This window comes from Streptomyces sp. NPDC090088 (assembly GCF_044747345.1).
In the GTDB taxonomy this organism is placed as follows: domain Bacteria; phylum Actinomycetota; class Actinomycetes; order Streptomycetales; family Streptomycetaceae; genus Streptomyces.
This window is the reverse complement of sequence record NZ_JBIVDZ010000009.1, coordinates 94,675-112,186: the sequence shown is the minus strand read 5'-3', so window position 1 is coordinate 112,186 and position 17,512 is coordinate 94,675. Positions and strand designations below refer to the sequence as shown.

Sequence of the window (17,512 nt, the reverse complement as noted above, 5' to 3'; positions counted from 1 at the left end):
CAGCCTAATCGACGTTCCCAGGTGATTCGTGTCAGCCCGTACCCGGCCTGGATTGTGCAGGGAATCAGGGGCTGGAGTTTCGTCGCCGTTCATGAAGGGGAAACCCACGGCGGGCGTACTAGGGCCAACTTGTTCAGACAAGTTCGCTCGGCGCCACCCCTAGCGCCACCCACCCTCGTGCGTACTCCCTGGAGAGACCGTGACCGTGTCCCTGCCGAGAACCGCCCTCCTCGGCGGTTCCCTCGCCACCGTTGCCGCGCTCGCCCTGAGCGCCTGCGGCGCCGCTCCCGACAACGCGTCGTCCACCACGTCCGGTGGCAAGAGCGCCGCCACCGCCACCTCCGCCGCCGACCTCGGCGGGATGGACAAGCTGATCGCCGCCGCCAAGAAGGAGGGCACGCTGCACATCATCGCCGTGCCCCGCGACTGGGCGAACTACGGCGCCATCATCGACGGCTTCAAGGCGAAGTACGGCATCAAGATCGAGGACGAGAGCCCCGACGGCTCCAGCCAGGACGAGATCAACGCCGTGACCTCGCGCAAGGGCCAGGACCGGGCGCCGGACGTCCTGGACCTCGGTTCCTCGTTCGCGCTCAGCGCCGCCCAGCAGGGGCTGCTCGCGCCGTACAAGGTCACCTCCTACGACGACATCCCCGAGGGCCAGAAGGACCCGAAGGCCCAGTGGTACAACGACTACGGCGGCTACATCTCCATCGGCTGCGACGCGAAGCGGGTGAAGACCTGCCCGACGACCTTCGCCGACCTGCTGAAGCCGCAGTACAAGGGGCAGGTCGCCCTCAACGGCAACCCGACCAAGTCCGGCTCGGCCTTCGGCGGCGTGTACGCGGCGGCGCTCGCCAACAAGGGCTCCTTCGACGACATCCAGCCCGGCCTGGACTTCTTCGCCGAGCTGAAGAAGAACGGCAACTACACGCCCGTCGAGTCCACCCCGGCCACCGTCGAGAAGGGCGAGACGCCCATCTCCATCGACTGGGACTACCTCAACGCCGGTTACGCCGACGAGTTCAAGTCCAAGGGCGTGGACTGGAAGGTGACGGTCCCGGCCGACGGCCAGTTCTCGCAGTACTACTCCCAGGCCATCAACAAGGACGCCCCGCACCCGGCGGCCGCCCGCCTGTGGCAGGAGTACCTGTACAGCACCGAGGGCCAGAACCTGTGGCTCAAGGGCTACGCCCGCCCGGTCCTGATGCCCGCCATGGAGAAGGCAGGCACGCTCGACAAGACCGCCGCCGCCAAGCTCCCCGCGGTCACCGGCACCCCGTCCTTCCCGACCGAGGCCCAGCAGGACAAGGCCAAGACGGTCCTGTCGTCCGGTTGGTCGAAGGCCGTCTCCGGATGACGGCCACGCTCACGCGGGCCGACGTGGCGTCCGCCGCTTCCCAGAAGCGGCGGCGCCGTGTCCCCGGCTGGCTCGCCGTCGTCCCGCTGCTCGCCTTCACAGCCGTCGCCTTCGGACTGCCGGCCGTGGCCATGCTGAACGGCGCCTTCACGGTCAAGGACCCGACCAGCGGCGCGAGTTCGTACACCGCGAGCAATCTCGGCGACTCGCTGCAGGGGCCGTACCTCACCGCCCTCGTCGGCAGTGTGAAGCTGTCCGCGCTCTCCGCCGTCATCGCCGCCGTCCTCGGGCTGCCGCTGGCGCAGGCCGTGGTCAGCTCGCGCTCCCGGGCGCTGCGCGAGGCCGTGCTCACCGCCTCCGGTGTGCTCGCCAACTTCGGCGGTGTGCCGCTGGCGTTCGCGTTCGTCGCGACCCTCGGCAACGCCGGTGTGCTGACCGTGCATCTGCACCTCGCGGACCACGGCTGGGACCTCTACAGCTTCTGGGGTCTGGTCCTCGTCTACCTGTACTTCCTGATCCCGCTGATGGTCCTCACCATCACCCCGGCCCTGGACGGCCTGCGGGTGCAGTGGCGGGAGGCCGCGCGGAACAACGGCGCGACCGGCGTGCAGTACTGGCGGTTCGTGGCCCTGCCGGTCCTCGCGCCCTCGCTGCTCGGCGGGTTCGTGCTGCTCTTCGGCAGCGCCTTCGCCGCCTATGCCACCGCCGCCGCGATGGTCGGCAGCGCGGTCCCGCTGGTCACCCTGCAGATCGCCGACGCCCTCTCCGGCAACGTCCTGGTCGGCCAGGAGAACGTGGCCCTCGCCCTGAGCCTGGACATGGTGCTGGTGGCCGGCCTGGTGATGGCGGTGTACCTGCCCCTGCAACGACGGAGCGCCCGATGGCTCGACGCCTGACCCCCTGGCGCTGGGCCGTCCTCGGCCTGGCCGCCCTCTACTTCCTGGTCCCGCTGGGCGCCTCCGTCCTGTTCACGGTGGACGTGCCCGGCCAGGGCATCACCTTCGACGCCTACACCCAGATCGTCTCCGCCGACGGATTCGTCTCCAGCCTGCTGCTCTCCCTTGAGCTGGCCGTCGCCACCATCGCCGTCGTGCTGCTGCTGATGGTGCCGGCCGTGGTCGCCCTGCGGCTCAGCGCGCCCAGGCTGCGTCCGGTCGTCGAGATCGTCTGCTCGCTGCCGCTGGTGGTGCCGCCGATCGCGTTCGTCGCCGGCATCGTGACCGTCCTCAAGTGGGGCCCCGACTACCTGTCGAAGACCCCGCTGTTCGAGACGTTCGTCGCCGTCCAGAACCCGACCTTCCCGGTCGTCCTGGTCCTCGCCTACGTCGTGATGGCGCTGCCCTTCGTCTACCGGGCGCTGGACGCCGGGCTGCGCGCGATCGACGTGCGCACCCTGGTCGAGGCCGCGCGGAGCTGCGGGGCCTCGTGGCCGCAGGCGCTGGTCCGGGCCGTCCTGCCCAACCTGCGCGGCGCGCTGCTCAACGCGTCCTTCCTCACCCTGGCCCTGGTGCTCGGTGAGTTCACCGTCGCCCGGCTGCTGGGCTACCAGCCCTTCGCCGTGTGGATCTACAACGTCGGCGGCTCGCAGGCCCAGATGTCCGTAGCCGTCTCCGTGCTCAGTCTCCTGGTGACCTGGGCCCTCCTCCTCGCGCTCGCCGGTGCCGGCGGCCGTGACCGAACCGCTTCCTCCCGGGGATGAACCATGAGTGTCAGCACGCTTGAGAAGGCGTCCACCAAGGCAGCCACCGTCGAATTCCGCGGCCTGCGGCGGGAGTTCGGCGCCACCGTCGCCCTCGACGGACTCGACCTGACCGTGCGGCCGGGGGAGTTCCTGGCCCTGCTCGGCCCGTCCGGCTGCGGCAAGACCACCGCCCTGCGCATGCTCGCCGGGTTCGAACACCCCGACTCCGGCGCCGTGCTGGTGGACGGCGAGGACGTCACCCGGGTCCCGGCCCACCGCCGCGACGCCGGGATGGTCTTCCAGTCGTACAGCCTCTTCCCGCATCTGAACGCCGTCGACAACGTGGCGTTCGGGCTGCGCATGCGCAAGGTGGGTACGGCCGAACGCCGGTCCCGGGCCGCCGAGTTGCTGGAGCTGGTCGGGCTCGGCGACAAGGGGGAGCGGTTCCCGCACCAGCTCTCCGGCGGCCAGCAGCAGCGCATCGCGCTCGCCCGTGCCCTGGCGCTGCGGCCCCGGGTGCTGCTGCTCGACGAGCCGCTGTCGGCGCTCGACGCCAAGGTGCGGCTGTCGCTCCGCGAGGAGATCCGCCGGCTCCAGCAGGAACTCGGCATCACCACGCTGTTCGTGACGCACGATCAGGAGGAGGCGCTGTCCATCGCCGACCGGGTCGCCGTGATGCGCGCCGGGCGGCTCGAACAGTGCGCGGAACCCGCCGAGTTGTACGGCCGTCCGGCCACCGCGTTCGTCGCCGAGTTCGTCGGCACGATGAGCCGGATCCCGGGAACGGTCCAGGACGGCTCGGTCGAGGTGCTCGGGCAGCGGCTGCCGGTCGACGGACAGGCGCCGGCCGCGAGCGAGGTCGACGTGCTCGTGCGGCCCGAGGCCGTCCAGGTGCGCGGGGACGGGTCCGGTACGGCCACCGTCGTCGCCACCGCCTTCCTGGGCGCGGTCGTCCGGGTCACCGTACGGCTCGCCGACGGCACCGAGGCCAAGGCCGACCTGCCCGCCCACGACGCCGCCGAACTGGGCGCCGGATCCGCCGTGAGCGTGTCGCTGCCCGAGCGGCCGGTGCTCGTGGCGGAACGTGCCCAGAAGTAGCGCGTGCGGAAATAACGCGTGCAGAAGTACGCGTCCAGAAGTCCCGAAGCATCCGGCAGCCCCCCAGGCGACACAGTGTCCGGAAGCCCAGCAGTGAGGAATGACGACAACGTGACCCCCCACCTCCGACTCCCCCTCCAGGCCGTCCTGTTCGACATGGACGGAACGCTCGTCGACACCGAGCGACTGTGGTGGGAGGCGGTGGAACAGGTCGCCGGGCGGCCGCTCACCGAGGCCGACGAGCCGGAGGTGCTGGGCCGCCCGGTGGAGCACACCGCCGACTGGCTCGCCGCCGCCACGGACCGGCCGGCCGCCGGCCTCGCGGCCGAGCTGCACCGGGAGTTCGCGGACCGCGTCCGCACCGGAATCGTGCCCCGCCCCGGCGCCCTCGACCTGCTGGACGCGCTCGCCGCGGCCGGCGTCCCCACCGCCCTGGTCACCGCGTCCCCACGCGCGGTCGCCGCCCTCGTGCTCGACGCCCTCGGCGCCGGCCGGTTCGCCGTCTCGGTCACCGCCGACGACACCGGCCGCACGAAGCCCGCCCCCGACCCGTACCTCGCCGCCTGCCGTGCGCTCGGCGTCGACCCGGCGGCCTGTGTGGCCGTCGAGGACACCGAGACCGGGGTCGCCTCCGCCGAGGCGGCCGGCTGCGCGGTCCTCGCCGTGCCCTCGCTCGCGCCGATAGGCGGCGCGCCCGGCCGGACCGTCCGGGACACCCTCGTCGGGGTCACCCCGAGGGAGCTGAGCGGGATGGTCGCGCCGGAACTGCGGGTCATGTCCTGGAACCTGTGGCTCGGCGGCAGCCGGATCGACGACCACCGCGCCAAGCAGGTCAAGGTGATCCTCGACGCGGGCGTGGACGTCGTCGGCCTCCAGGAGACCGCCGGGACCAGCGCCCGGGAACTCGCCGAGGCGCTCGGCTGGCACCACCACACGGCGGGGGAGAACCTCGGGATCATCAGCCGGTATCCGGTCACCGCCCGGCTCGGCGACCCGGACGTCGGTTTCTACGGGGCCGCCGGGGTACGGATCGCCGTCCGGCCGGGCCGCGAGGTGGAGATCTGGACGGCGCATCTGCATTACACGCCGTACGGGCCCTACGAGTTCCACTTCGACGGGCTCGGCGCGGACGAGCTGATCGCCCACGAGGACGTACGGCTCGGACAGATGCGGGAGACCCTGCGCCGGATCGGGACGACCGACGTACCCGTGGTCCTCACGGGCGACTTCAACTGCCCGTCCCATCTGGACTGGGCGGCGGTCGAGTGGCCGGTGACCAGGGCCGCCGAGGAGGCCGGGTTCCGGGACTCCTACCGGGAGGCGCACCCCGACCCGGCCGCCGCGCCCGGGCACACCTGGTCGCCGATCCACCCCGTGCACGAGGACGGCAGTGGGCGGACCGAGCCGCAGGACCGTATCGACTACGTGCTGCACAGGGGGCTGCGCGTGGTCGACTCCCGGACCTGGGTGAGCGGAGACCCGGCGCCCTGGCCCGAGGTGGCGGACAACGACTGGCCCTCCGACCACGCGGCCGTCGTCACCACGTTCGCCGTCGAGCCGTAATCCGGGGTTACTCGGGGTTACCTGGGGCAACCATTGCGGTCGCGATGGGGATCCCGTAGGTTGTGCCAGCCCTCCTTACTGACTGGTAACACCGGCAGGTAACCCATGCGCTGGCCAGTAGGCCGACCCACCACCGTCCGCGCGCGGATCGTGGCGCTCGCCCTCGCCCCGGCCGTCGCGCTGACGGCACTGTGGAGCTTCGCCATGGTGTCCGTCACCGCCGAACTGCGCGCGCTGATCCGGCTCCAGGGGGTGTACGACGACTTCGGCACCCCCGTCGACACCGCCGTGGGACAGATCCAGATCGAACGGCGGCTGTCGGCGGCCTACCTGGGCGCCCGCCTCGACACGTCGGCCGCCACCGGCCTGCTCGCCCAGCAGCGGCGCACCGACCGGGCGGTGGACGCCATGCGCGACGCGGTCCGGGACGGCGACCGCGGCCGCCTGACGGACCGCCAGCGCCAGTCCCTGGACGCGATGGTGACCGCGACCGGCGGACTGGAACGGCTGCGCGCGCGGGTGCTGTCCCGGAAGATCTCCTGGGACACCGCCGTCGCCGACTACAGCGCCCTCGTGGAGCCCGGCTTCGACGTCGAGTCCACCCTCACCGCCCTCCAGGCCGGACAGCTGGCCCGGGAGTCGCAGGTCGTCGTCGAGCTGGTGCGGGTACGGGAGTTCGTCTCCCGCGAGGACGCGCTGGTCGCCGGGGCACGGGCCGCCGGACGGCTCACCGACCGGCAGTACGACACCCTCACCGCGACGATCGAGGACCGCCGGGTCTTCGAACGGACCTACGTCCCCGACCTGCCGTCGGACTCCCGGACGCTGTTCGAGACGTTCCAGGGCGGCGAGCTGCACCGCTCGCTGGTGCGCGGCGAGGACGCCCTGCTGCGGGCGGGCGCGGACCGGGCCGGAGCGGCCGTCGCCGCGGACACCTGGCGGTCGACCACCGACCGGGCCGTCAAGCGGTACATGCTGCTGTGCACCCGGTCCGCCGAGAACTCCGCCGCGCGCGGCCGGGCCTTCGCCTACCGGGAGCTGGCCAAGGCGGCCGTCGTCGGCGTGGCCGGGCTGGCGGCCGTGGGCCTCTCGCTCTGGTTCGCGGTGCGCGGGGCCCGGCGCATCTCACGCCGGCTGGAGATCCTGCGGGACGCGGCCGATGTGCTGACGGCCCGCCAACTGCCCGCGCTGATGGAGCGGCTGAGCGCCGGCGAGGACGTGGACGCGGTCACCGAGGCGCCGCCGCTGGCCGCCGGGGAGGCCGGGGACGACGAGATCGGCGACGTCGGCCGGTCGTTCAACCGGGCCCGGCTGGCCGCCGTCGAGGCCGCGGTCCGGCAGGCCACACTGCGCCGGGGCCTGTTCGCGGTCCTCCTCAACATCGCCCGCCGCAACCAGGCCCTCGTCCACCGCCAGCTGAAACTCGTCGACACGCTGGAACGGCGCACCGACGACCCGGCCGTCCTCGGCGAGCTGTTCCACATCGACCACCTGACCACCCGGATGCGCCGGCACGCGGAGAGCCTGATCATCCTCTCCGGCGCCACCCCCGGACGGCGCTGGCGGCGGCCGGTGCCGATCGCCGACGTGGTGTCCTCGGCGGTCGGCGAGATCGAGGACTACACCCGGGTCGTGGTGCCGCCGATGCCCGAGGTGGGCGTGGCCGCGGACGCCGTCGCCGACGTCGTGCACCTGGTCGCCGAGCTGCTGGAGAACGCCACGGTGTTCTCGCCGCCGCACACCCGGGTCACCCTGCGCACGGCCCGGGTGGGCCAGGGCTTCGTCCTGGAGATCGACGACCGGGGCCTCGGCCTCGACCCCGAGCAGCTCACCGAGGCCCACCGCACGCTCACCGCCCCCGACGCCTTCGACCCCACCCGCCACGACCGCCTCGGCCTCTACGTCGTCGGCCGCCTGGCTGCCCGGCACGGCATCGAGGTGACCCTGCGGGACTCCCCGTACGGGGGGACGACGGCCGTGGTGCTGCTGCCCGAGGCGGTGCTCGCGGACGTCGAACCGGAGAGCGGCCGACGGGACGGACCGGCGGTCGGCGCGCCGTCGTCGTACGGAGGCGGCGCACGGTCGTCGTACGGGGGTGGCGCACCGTCGTCGTACGGCGCGGCCGAGGCCGGACGGGGAGCCGGGCCCCCGCCGGGTCCGTCGGCGGACCCCGCCCCCGGCGCGACCCCGCCCCTGCCCACCCGCACCCGCCAGGCCTCCCTCGCCCCCGAGCTGCGCACGGAGCGGGCCGCGGGTGAGACGCGCGACCTGGACGCCGACGAGATGCGGGCGGTCTTCGGGGCCTTCCAGCGCGGCCTGGACCGGGGGCGCAGAGGACTGCCGGCCGGACCGGAGGAGCCGGACCACACCGAGGAGAGGACGCGCGCCGACCATGACCAGTGACGACCGACCCCAACCCGCCGACGACGCGTCAGCGCCCGGCGTCCAGCCCGGTACCGGCCTCGGCTGGCTGCTCGACGATCTCGTCGCCCGGACGGACCACGTCCGGCAGGCCGTGCTGCTCACCGCCGACGGACTGCCGCTCAGCCACACCGACGGCATGCGGCGCCGGGACATCGAACATCTCGCCGCCGTGTGCTCCGGCTTCCACAGCCTGGCCCGGTCGGCGGGGGAGCGGTTCGGCGCCGGAGAGGTGCGGCAGACCATGGTGATGCTCGACGACGCCTACCTCTTCGTCACCCCGGCCGGGCACGGCAGCCGGCTCGCCGTCCTCAGCGACGTCCGCACCGACGTCGGCCAGCTGGCCCACGAGATGGCCCTGCTCGTCCGCCGCCTCGGCCGCCACCTGGACGCGGCCGTCCGCTCGGCCCCCTGACACCGCGGTGAGCGACGAGCACTGGTACGAGGACGAGACCGGCTCGCTCGTCCGCCCCTACACCGTCACCCGGGGCCGTACCGAGCCCTCCGGCCGGCATGCCATCGACCTGATGTCGCAGGTCACGGCGGTGGAGGCGGACGCGGCCCAGCCGGACGTCGACCATGCCCGCGCCGCCCTGCTCGCCCTGGTGCGGCGCGGGGCCCGCCCGGTCGTCGAGCTTGCCGCGGACGCCGACCTGCCGCTCACCGTCGTCCGCGTGCTGCTCGGCGATCTCGCCGAAGCCGGCCTGGTCCGGATCGACGAGCCCCGCCGGCTGGAACCGGCGGGCCCCGCCGCCGACCCCGAGCTGCTGAAGGTGATCGTGGAGCGGCTGCGGGAGCTCTGACCCCGCGCAACGAATCGCCGCCGGACGGCCGCATCACGCAACGAACCGCTCGCCGACGCGCAACAGGTCCTTCTTGTCCGGTCCGGCCCGCCGACCGTACCGTCTAACTGGCCCCCAGACCCCCCTTCCGTACCCGGTGAGGACCAGCATGCGCACCGCCCTGCTCCAGAGCTCCGGCCACCCCGGCTCCACCGTCGAGAACCTCAAGGTGCTCGACGAGGCCGCCGGCCGGGCCGCCGCCGCCGGTGCCGCACTGCTCGTCGCCCCGGAGATGTTCCTGACCGGCTACGCGATCGGCGACGACATCGCCCGGCTCGCCGAGCCCGCCGACGGCGACAGCGCGGACGCGATCGCCGAGCTGGCCCACCGGCACGGTCTGGCGGTCGTCTACGGATACCCGGAGCGCGACGGCGAGGCCGTGCACAACTCCGCCCAGCTGATCTCCGCCGACGGCACCCGGCTCGCGAACTACCGCAAGTCCCACCTCTTCGGCGGCTTCGAGCGGGACCACTACACCCCCGGCGACCAGCCGGTCGTCCAGGCCGAACTCGGCGGCCTCACCGTCGGGATCATGATCTGCTACGACGTCGAGTTCCCGGAACTGGTCCGCGCCCACGCCCTGGCCGGCACCGACCTGCTCCTCGTGCCGACCGCGAACATGCACCCGTTCCAGCTGGTCGCCGAGTCCCTGGTCCCGGTACGGGCCTGGGAGAACCAGATGTACGTCGCCTACGCCAACCGGGTCGGCCACGAAGGGGAGTTCGAGTTCTTCGGGCTGTCCACGCTGGCCGGACCCGACGGGGTCGCCCGGGTCCGCGCCGGCCGCGGCGAGGAACTCGTCGTCGCCGACGTCGACCCCGCCCTCCTCGCCGCCTCCCGCGAGGCGAACCCGTATCTCAAGGACCGCCGCCCCGGCCTCTACGGCTCCCTGGCCTGACCTTCTTCCTCCCCACGCTCTACTTCACGCACGCCGCAAGGAGCCGTACCCCATGACGTCCACCGTGCCCAACGCCGTCGAGCACGCAGACGAGCAGCAGCCGCCGATCACCATGTTCGGCCCGGACTTCCCGTACGCCTACGACGACTTCCTCGCCCACCCGGCGGGCCTCGGCCAGATCCCGGCGACCGGGCACGGCACGGAGGTCGCGGTCATCGGCGGCGGTCTGTCCGGCATCGTGGCCGCCTACGAGCTGATGAAGATGGGCCTGAAGCCGGTCGTCTACGAGGCCGACGCGATCGGCGGGCGGCTGCGGACCGTCGGCTTCGAGGGCTGCGACCCCGAACTGACCGCCGAGATGGGCGCGATGCGCTTCCCGCCCTCCTCCACCGCCCTCCAGCACTACATCGACCTGGTCGGACTTCAGACCCGGCCGTTCCCCAACCCGCTCGCGGAGACCACCCCTTCGACGGTGGTCGACCTCAAGGGGGAGTCGCACTACGCCGAGACCGTCGACGACCTGCCGCAGGTCTACCGTGATGTCGCCGCCGCCTGGAACAAGTGCCTCGACGAGGGCGCCGACTTCTCCGACATGAACCGCGCCATGCGCGAGCGGGACGTGCCGCGCATCCGCGAGATCTGGGCGAAGCTCGTCGAGAAGCTCGACAACCAGACCTTCTACGGCTTCCTCTGCGACTCCGAGGCGTTCAGGTCCTTCCGGCACCGGGAGATCTTCGGCCAGGTCGGCTTCGGCACCGGCGGCTGGGACACCGACTTCCCCAACTCCATCCTGGAGATCCTGCGGGTCGTCTACACCGAGGCCGACGACCACCACCGCGGCATCGTCGGCGGCAGCCAGCAGCTCCCGGTCCGGCTCTGGGAGCGCGAGCCGGAGAAGATCGTGCACTGGGCGTACGGGACGTCGCTCGCGAAGCTGCACGAGAACGGCGAGCCGAAGCCCGCCGTGACCCGGCTGCACCGCACCACCGGCAACCGGATCACCGTGACGGACGCGGACGGCGACATCCGCACCTACCAGGCCGCGATCTTCACCGCGCAGTCCTGGATGCTGCTCTCCAAGATCGCCTGCGACGACTCGCTCTTCCCGATCGACCACTGGACCGCGATCGAGCGCACCCACTACATGGAGTCCTCGAAGCTGTTCGTGCCGGTCGACCGGCCCTTCTGGCTCGACAAGGACGAGGACACCGGACGGGACGTCATGTCGATGACGCTCACCGACCGGATGACCCGCGGCACTTACCTCCTCGACGACGGCCCCGACAAGCCCGCCGTCATCTGCCTCTCCTACACCTGGTGCGACGACAGCCTGAAGTGGCTCCCGCTCTCCGCGCACGAGCGGATGGAGGTCATGCTCAAGTCGCTCGGCGAGATCTACCCGAAGGTCGACATCAGGAAGCACATCATCGGCAACCCGGTGACCGTGTCCTGGGAGAACGAGCCCTACTTCATGGGCGCGTTCAAGGCCAACCTGCCCGGCCACTACCGCTACCAGCGGCGCCTGTTCACCCACTTCATGCAGGACCGGCTGCCCGCCGACAAGCGCGGCATCTTCCTCGCCGGCGACGACATCTCCTGGACGGCGGGCTGGGCCGAGGGCGCCGTCCAGACCGCGCTGAACGCGGTCTGGGGCGTCATGCACCACTTCGGCGGAGCGACCGACACGACCAACCCGGGCCCGGGCGACGTCTACGACGCCATCGCGCCGGTCGAACTCCCCGAGGACTAGACCCCGGCGGCCCGCGCCTTCTCGTACACCTCGGCGGCGACGTCCTTGAGCTCCTGGGCGTCGCGCGGGGTGGTGGTGAGGTCGATCAGGATCTCCTCCAGGCCGACGGCCGCGTGCGCGACGAGGTCCTCGACGATCTGCTCGACGCTGCCCTGGAAGGGGCGGCGGTCCGCGCCGTCGTAGGCCTTCGGCGTGTACGTGGCGTTGACCCGCAGGACCGTCTGGATCGGCTCCGTGCGGCCGCGCTCGGCCGCCAGGTCCTGGAGCTGCGTCCACTGGCCGGCGAGCTGCTCGACACCCATGCCCACCGGCAGCCAGCCGTCCGCGTGGTCGACGAGCCGGCGCTGCGCCCTCCTGTTGTTCGCGGCCAGCATGATCGGGATCGGCCGGGCGGGCTTGGGACCGACCACGGCGGAGGCGATCTTCGTGATCCGCCCGTCGTAGCGCACCGGATCGGGGCCCCACACCGCGCGGCACACCTCGATCAGTTCGTCGAGCACCTGCCCGCGCTCCTCGAACGGCCGGATCGCGCTGGCCGCGTACTCGTCCAGGGACCAGCCGGTGCCCAGTCCCGCGATCACCCGGCCGCCGCTCGCCGCGTCCAGCGTGGCCAGGGCCTTGGCCAGGTGGAAGGGGATGTGCAGCGGCGCCACCAGGACGCTGCTGCCCAGCCGGACCCGCTCGGTGACCGCGGCGGCGAGGGACAGCGTGACCAGCGGGTCGGCCACGTTCCGGTACTCGTCGGGCCAGGGCACCCCCGGCATGCCGTACAGGCCCTGGGTGGCCGGCTCGGGGAACAGGGCCCGCTCGAAGACCCAGAGGCTGTCGTAGCCGATCTGCTCGGCGGTGCGGGCCACGTCGGTGACGTCGGTGGCGAGGGAGTACTGCCGCATCTGGGGAAGACTGAGGCCGAGCCGAGTCGTCATACCGGTGCTCCTCTGGATTCGGGTTCGTGCGGTCAACGCAAGGCGATCACACCCGGATTCCACCGCGGTCCGGGCACCGGCGGGATCAGGCCATCTCAGTCCGGCAGCGGGGTGAGCAGCATCCGCCCGGCCAACCCGACCGCCGCGTCCAGCCGTTCGGCGAACTCCTCGACCAGGTCGTCGAACCGGCGCAGCGCCCACAGCGCCCGCGCCGCCGACCAGGTCGCGTCCCGCGCCCGCTCCAGGCTCCAGGAACCGAGCAGATGGGTCAGCGGATCCGCGATCTGGAGCAGGTCGGGGCCCGGCATCAGATCCTCGCGGATGCGCTCCTCCAGCGAGACGAGGAGTTCGCCCACGCGGTCGAACTCGTCCTCCAGGTCCGCCGGTTCGCAGCCGAGCGTACGACAGGCGTCCACCACGGCGAGCGCCAGGTCGTGCCCGATGTGCGCGTTGATGCCCGCCAGCGCGAACTGCAGCGGTCGTACCCCGGGATGGCGGCGGAACTGGAACAGCGGCCGCCAGCAGGCGGGCGGACGGCGGTCGCCCTCCGCCGCGTCCACGGCGGCCAGATAGCGCTCCGCGAACCGCACGTCCAGCGCCTCGGCCGCTCTCGGATCACCGAACCGGCCCGCGTCCAGGCGCCGTTCGACCTCCTCCGTGACGGCGAGGTAGACACGGTTGAAGACCGCGATCCCGTCCCGCTCGGGCAGGGTCGCGTCCAGGGCGCGCATCCGGGAGACGACGGTGCCGACCGGAGCGGTGAGGTGTTCCGACTGCGCCATGGGGGAAGGGTCCCAGCCCTGGGCTGACGCGGGTGCCGACGGGCCCGGCGCTTCCCCGGAACGGGGGAACGGACCTGTCGCGCGGGAGGGGGAGCACGGCATGCCTGGCTCACACGCCCGGCGCCGGGACGGGCGGAAGCGGACGGTCATGCTCGCCGTCGCCTCGGCCGTGGTCGCCGTCGGTACCGCGACCGGGATGCTCTCGGCGCTCGGCGAGGAGCGCGGTGGCGCGGCCGGCGGACCGGCCGTGGGACAGGACCGGCCCGTGGTGACGTACGCGACGACGCTGGCCCCCGCACCGTCCGCCTCCGCGACCCCCTCCGTCCGGCCCGCACCGTCTCCGCGGCGGACCGCGGCGAGCCCCACCCCCACCGTGGCGAAGCGGCGGACACCCCAGCTCTACCGCCACCCCGACTCCCAGGTCGCCGACTGGGTCCGGGCCCACCCGGACGATCCGCGCGCCGCCGTCATCGGGAACCGCATCGCCGACCGGCCGGCCGCCGTGTGGTTCGCCGACTTCGCCCCGGCGGCCATCGCCTCCCGGGTCCGCGCCGTCACCTCGGCGGCCTCCGCGCAGGGCCGGGTGCCGGTGCTGGTGCCGTACGCGATCCCGGACCGGGACTGCGGCGGGGCCTCGCGGGGCGGGGCGCCGGACCTCGCCGCGTACGACGGCTGGATCGACGCCTTCGCCCGGGGGCTGGGCTCCGGCGAGGTGATCGTGATCCTGGAACCGGACTCGGTCGCCCAGGCGGACTGCCTCTCCGCCGCCGACCGCGCCGCGCGGTTCGCCTCGCTGGCCCGCGCCGGCCGGGTGCTGAAGGCGGCCGACCCCGGGGCGCGGGTCTACTACGACGCCGGTCACTCCGGCTGGCACCCGCCCGGCCGACAGGCGGCCCTGCTACGGCAGGCGGGCGCCACGGCCGCCGCCGGGATCTTCAGCAACGTCGCCAACTTCCGGACCACCGAGGACGAGATCGCCTACGACCGGCAGGTCCTCGACGCCCTCGGCGGACCGGCCTCGCTCGGCGCGGTGATCGACACCAGCCGCAACGGCAACGGCGCCCCGGCGAACGGCGCCTGGTGCGATCCGGCGGGGCGGCGGATCGGCCGGGCGCCCACCCTCGGCACCGGTCAGGCGCGGATCGACGCCTATCTGTGGGTGAAGCTGCCGGGGGAGTCCGACGGCTGCAAGGGCGCCGCCGGGAGCTTCACCCCGTCGTACGCCTACGACTTGGCGTCGTCGTCGTAGGAACTGGTGCCCTCGTCCAGCAGCGGCTGGGTGGACTTGAGGTGGGCCGGGGCCAGGGCGCGCAGCGCGTGGTAGCCGATGATGACGACCAGGGTGCCCAGCGCGATGCCGCTCAGCGAGAAGGTGTCGGTGAACTTCAGGCTGACGTTGCCGACGCCGATGATGATGCCCGCGGCGGCCGGGACCAGGTTCAGCGGGTTGCGCAGGTCGACCTTGGCGTGCAGCCAGATCTGGGCGCCGAGCAGGCCGATCATGCCGTACAGGATGACGGTGATGCCGCCGAGGACCCCGCCCGGGATCGCCGCCACGACCGCGCCGAACTTGGGGCAGACGCCGAAGAGCAGCGCGAAGCCGGCGGCGGCCCAGTAGGCGGCGGTGGAGTAGACGCGGGTCGCGGCCATCACGCCGATGTTCTCGGAGTAGGTGGTGTTGGGCGGGCCGCCCACGGCGGTGGAGAGCATCGAGGCGACCCCGTCGGCCGAGATGGCGGTGCCGAGCTTGTCGTCCAGCGGGTCGCCGGTCATCTCGCCGACGGCCTTGACGTGCCCGGTGTTCTCGGCGACCAGCGCGATGACGACGGGCAGGGCGACCAGGATCGCCGACCACTGGAAGGACGGGCCGTGGAAGGACGGCAGCCCGATCCAGTCGGCCTTGCCGACGCCGGAGAGGTCGAGCCGCCAGTGGTCGGTGACCTGGCCGCTCGGGCTCATCGAGTGGATCTTCCCGAAGATCCGGTCCAGGGCCCAGGACAGGACGTACCCGAAGACCAGGCCCAGGAAGATCGCGATGCGTGACCAGAAACCACGCAGACAGACGACGGCCAGAGCGGTGAACAGCATCACCAGCAGGGCGGTCCACTGGTCCTGCGGCCAGTAGGTGGAGGCGGTGACGGGCGCGAGGTTGAAGCCGATCAGCATCACGACCGCGCCGGTGACGATCGGCGGCATCGTGGCGTGGATGATCCGGGCGCCGAAGCGCTGCACGGCCAGGCCGATCAGGAACAGCACGGCACCGACCACGAAGACCGCGCCGGTCACGGTGGCGCTGCTGCCGCCCTGGGCGCGGATCACGGCGGCCACGCCGACGAAGGAGAGGGAACAGCCCAGGTAGCTGGGCACCCGGCCGCGGGTCGCGAGCAGGAAGATCACGGTCGCGGCACCCGACATCATGATCGCCAGGTTGGGGTTGAGGCCCATCAGTACCGGGGCGACGAAGGACGCGCCGAACATGGCCACCACGTGCTGGGCGCCGAGCCCGACGGTGCGGGGCCAGGAGAGCCGTTCGTCGGGGCGCACCACCGCTCCGGGCGCGGGCGTGCGCCCGTCGCCGTGCAGTTTCCAGCGGACGCCGAGATCCATGGTGGGGCTTCGCTTTCCTCGTACATGAAGTTGGTCCGCACCATTGTCACGGCTACCTCGCGGTTCTACGCTCGCACGGTCCTACTCATGAACTGAGTTCACGTATCTGATCCACGCTTGATGTCCGATCGGAGTGCTCGATGAGTGGAAGATCCCGCGTGGCCGTCGTCCTGACGGCGCTGGCGGCCGTCGGCGCCGTCCTCGTCCCCTCCGCCCACGCGACCGCGAGGGCGCCCAAGGCCCCGGACACCGCCGTCCTCGACGGCACCCGCCTCCAGCGGACCCGGGCCGGACTCGACCACGGCGACCCGCGACTGAGGCGCGCCGTCGAGGACCTGACCACCCGCGCCGACGCCTGGCTCGGCCAGGGCCCCTGGACGGTCGTCGACAAACCGAAGCCCGCCCCCGGCGGCGACGTCCACGACTACCTGAGCCAGGCCCCCTACTGGTGGCCCACCACCACCCCCACCGCCGACAACCCCTGGGGCTGCCCCTACGTCCAGCGCGACGGACAGCGCAACCCCGAGGTCGACAGCGGCACCGACCGCCAGGACGTCGAGAAGGTCTTCGACTCGACCTACGACCTCACCCTGGCCTGGTACTACACGGGCCGCCGGGAGTACGCCGAGAAGGCCGGGCAGGTCCTGCGCACCTGGTTCCTGGACCCCGCGACCCGGATGAACCCCGACCTGAACCACGCCCAGTTCATCCCGTGCAAGTACGACGGCCGGGCCATCGGCATCATCGACTTCTCCCAGTCGTACACCAGCGTGGTCGACGCCCTGGCGATCCTGGGCACGGGCGCCCCGGGCTGGAGCGCCGGGGACCGCGCCGGGATGCGGAGCTGGAACACCGACTTCCTCGGCTGGCTGAAGAACAGCGCCTTCGGCAAGGAGGAGGGCGCCGCCGCCAACAACCACGGCACCTTCTACGACATGCAGCTCGCCGCCCTCGCCTACGCGACCGGCGACAAGGCGCTGGCGAAGAAGACCGTGCTGGACGCGCGGGCCAGGCGGATCGACCCGCAGATCGCGGCCGACGGGAGCCAGCCGCAGGAGCTCGCCCGGACCAGGAGCTGGCACTACTCCACCTTCGACCTGGTCGCCTACACCCGGCTCGCGGCCATCGGCCGGCACGTCGGGGTGGACCTCTGGAGCTACCGGGGACCGGACGGGCAGAGCCTGTCCCGGGCCGTGGACTACCTGCTGCCCGCCGCGACCGGGGCCGCCGCCTGGCCCTACCCGGAGCTGGAGTTCCACCGCTACGCGGCGAGCGACGTCGTGCACGCGGCGGCCGACGCCGGCGACCAGGCGGCCCGGCGGGCGGTACGACGGCTGGAGGCACCGCCCGGCGGCGACCTCTGGGCGCTGCGGCCGGCCGCCGAGCAGCTGGACTCGATCGCGGGCTGAGGATGTCCACGGAGGGGTTCCTGAGCGCTCGCTCAGGATGGGTGCCGTACCCGAAGCTCAGGAGCCCCGCCCGTGACCGCCGAAGCGCCGCAAGGTGCTTCGACGTGCTCCGAGCCCGTCGGCAAGGTCGGCTCGGCGCTCAGCGATAACCAAGCGCGCGCTGACTTGAGCCCTG

The 17,512-nt window shown here is 72.5% G+C and carries 15 protein-coding genes; 12 read left to right on the top strand and 3 right to left on the bottom strand.

Annotated features, from left to right (window positions below; translation table 11 throughout):
• Window positions 1-199: 199 nt before the first annotated feature.
• The 10 genes from ACIPSJ_RS37350 to ACIPSJ_RS37305 all read left to right on the top strand — a co-directional run bounded on the left by ACIPSJ_RS37350 (window position 200) and on the right by ACIPSJ_RS37305 (window position 11,613).
• A complete protein-coding gene (locus tag ACIPSJ_RS37350; RefSeq protein ID WP_359220331.1) occupies window positions 200-1,360 on the top strand; it encodes an extracellular solute-binding protein in 1,161 nt (386 codons plus the stop codon).
• The gene (locus ACIPSJ_RS37345) at window positions 1,357-2,256 is read left to right on the top strand and encodes an ABC transporter permease (RefSeq protein WP_401352643.1); all 900 of its coding nucleotides are present in this window, start codon (window positions 1,357-1,359) and stop codon (window positions 2,254-2,256) included. Before ACIPSJ_RS37350 ends, ACIPSJ_RS37345 begins: the two co-directional genes overlap by 4 nt.
• A complete protein-coding gene (locus ACIPSJ_RS37340) occupies window positions 2,241-3,059 on the top strand; it encodes an ABC transporter permease subunit (protein WP_359220326.1) in 819 nt (272 codons plus the stop codon). The genes ACIPSJ_RS37345 and ACIPSJ_RS37340 overlap by 16 nt, the downstream gene beginning before the upstream one ends.
• A 3-nt stretch (window positions 3,060-3,062) precedes the next feature.
• A complete protein-coding gene (locus tag ACIPSJ_RS37335) occupies window positions 3,063-4,139 on the top strand; it encodes an ABC transporter ATP-binding protein (protein WP_401352640.1) in 1,077 nt (358 codons plus the stop codon).
• A gap of 111 nt (window positions 4,140-4,250) precedes the next feature.
• Window positions 4,251-5,702, top strand: a complete 1,452-nt coding sequence (locus tag ACIPSJ_RS37330; protein WP_401352638.1) for an HAD-IA family hydrolase — start codon at window positions 4,251-4,253, stop codon at window positions 5,700-5,702.
• A gap of 105 nt (window positions 5,703-5,807) precedes the next feature.
• On the top strand, window positions 5,808-8,105 hold the full coding sequence (locus ACIPSJ_RS37325) for a nitrate- and nitrite sensing domain-containing protein (RefSeq protein WP_401352636.1): 2,298 nt from the start codon (window positions 5,808-5,810) through the stop codon (window positions 8,103-8,105).
• Entirely contained in the window at window positions 8,095-8,538 is a 444-nt protein-coding gene (locus ACIPSJ_RS37320; protein ID WP_401352634.1) for a roadblock/LC7 domain-containing protein, read from the top strand. The genes ACIPSJ_RS37325 and ACIPSJ_RS37320 overlap by 11 nt, the downstream gene beginning before the upstream one ends.
• 7 nt (window positions 8,539-8,545) lie before the next feature.
• The gene (locus ACIPSJ_RS37315) at window positions 8,546-8,926 is read left to right on the top strand and encodes a DUF742 domain-containing protein (RefSeq protein WP_401352632.1); all 381 of its coding nucleotides are present in this window, start codon (window positions 8,546-8,548) and stop codon (window positions 8,924-8,926) included.
• A gap of 148 nt (window positions 8,927-9,074) precedes the next feature.
• Window positions 9,075-9,863, top strand: coding sequence for a carbon-nitrogen hydrolase family protein (locus tag ACIPSJ_RS37310; protein ID WP_401352630.1), 789 nt, complete (start codon window positions 9,075-9,077; stop codon window positions 9,861-9,863).
• Between the two features lie 52 nt (window positions 9,864-9,915).
• Window positions 9,916-11,613 (top strand): NAD(P)/FAD-dependent oxidoreductase, encoded by a 1,698-nt coding sequence (locus ACIPSJ_RS37305; RefSeq protein WP_359220309.1) that lies wholly within the window; start codon window positions 9,916-9,918, stop codon window positions 11,611-11,613.
• Here the strand turns inward: ACIPSJ_RS37305 and ACIPSJ_RS37300 are convergent.
• Together ACIPSJ_RS37300 and ACIPSJ_RS37295 are read right to left on the bottom strand one after the other, a co-directional pair.
• Window positions 11,610-12,539 (bottom strand): LLM class F420-dependent oxidoreductase, encoded by a 930-nt coding sequence (locus ACIPSJ_RS37300; RefSeq protein WP_401352628.1) that lies wholly within the window; start codon window positions 12,537-12,539, stop codon window positions 11,610-11,612. The genes ACIPSJ_RS37305 and ACIPSJ_RS37300 overlap by 4 nt on opposite strands.
• Window positions 12,540-12,634: 95 nt before the next feature.
• Window positions 12,635-13,321, bottom strand: coding sequence for a DUF5995 family protein (locus ACIPSJ_RS37295; RefSeq protein ID WP_401352626.1), 687 nt, complete (start codon window positions 13,319-13,321; stop codon window positions 12,635-12,637).
• Window positions 13,322-13,469: 148 nt separating this feature from the next.
• Between ACIPSJ_RS37295 and ACIPSJ_RS37290 the strand changes: the two genes are divergently transcribed.
• Entirely contained in the window at window positions 13,470-14,570 is a 1,101-nt protein-coding gene (locus ACIPSJ_RS37290; protein WP_401353098.1) for a glycoside hydrolase family 6 protein, read from the top strand.
• Here ACIPSJ_RS37290 and ACIPSJ_RS37285 read toward each other — a convergent pair.
• Entirely contained in the window at window positions 14,546-15,928 is a 1,383-nt protein-coding gene (locus ACIPSJ_RS37285; protein WP_393667620.1) for a uracil-xanthine permease family protein, read from the bottom strand. The two genes, ACIPSJ_RS37290 and ACIPSJ_RS37285, sit on opposite strands and share 25 nt — an antisense overlap.
• A gap of 140 nt (window positions 15,929-16,068) precedes the next feature.
• Between ACIPSJ_RS37285 and ACIPSJ_RS37280 the strand changes: the two genes are divergently transcribed.
• Window positions 16,069-17,337 carry an alginate lyase family protein gene (locus tag ACIPSJ_RS37280; RefSeq protein ID WP_401352624.1) on the top strand — a complete coding sequence of 423 codons (1,269 nt, stop codon included), beginning with the start codon at window positions 16,069-16,071 and terminating at the stop codon, window positions 17,335-17,337.
• Window positions 17,338-17,512 lie beyond the last annotated feature (175 nt).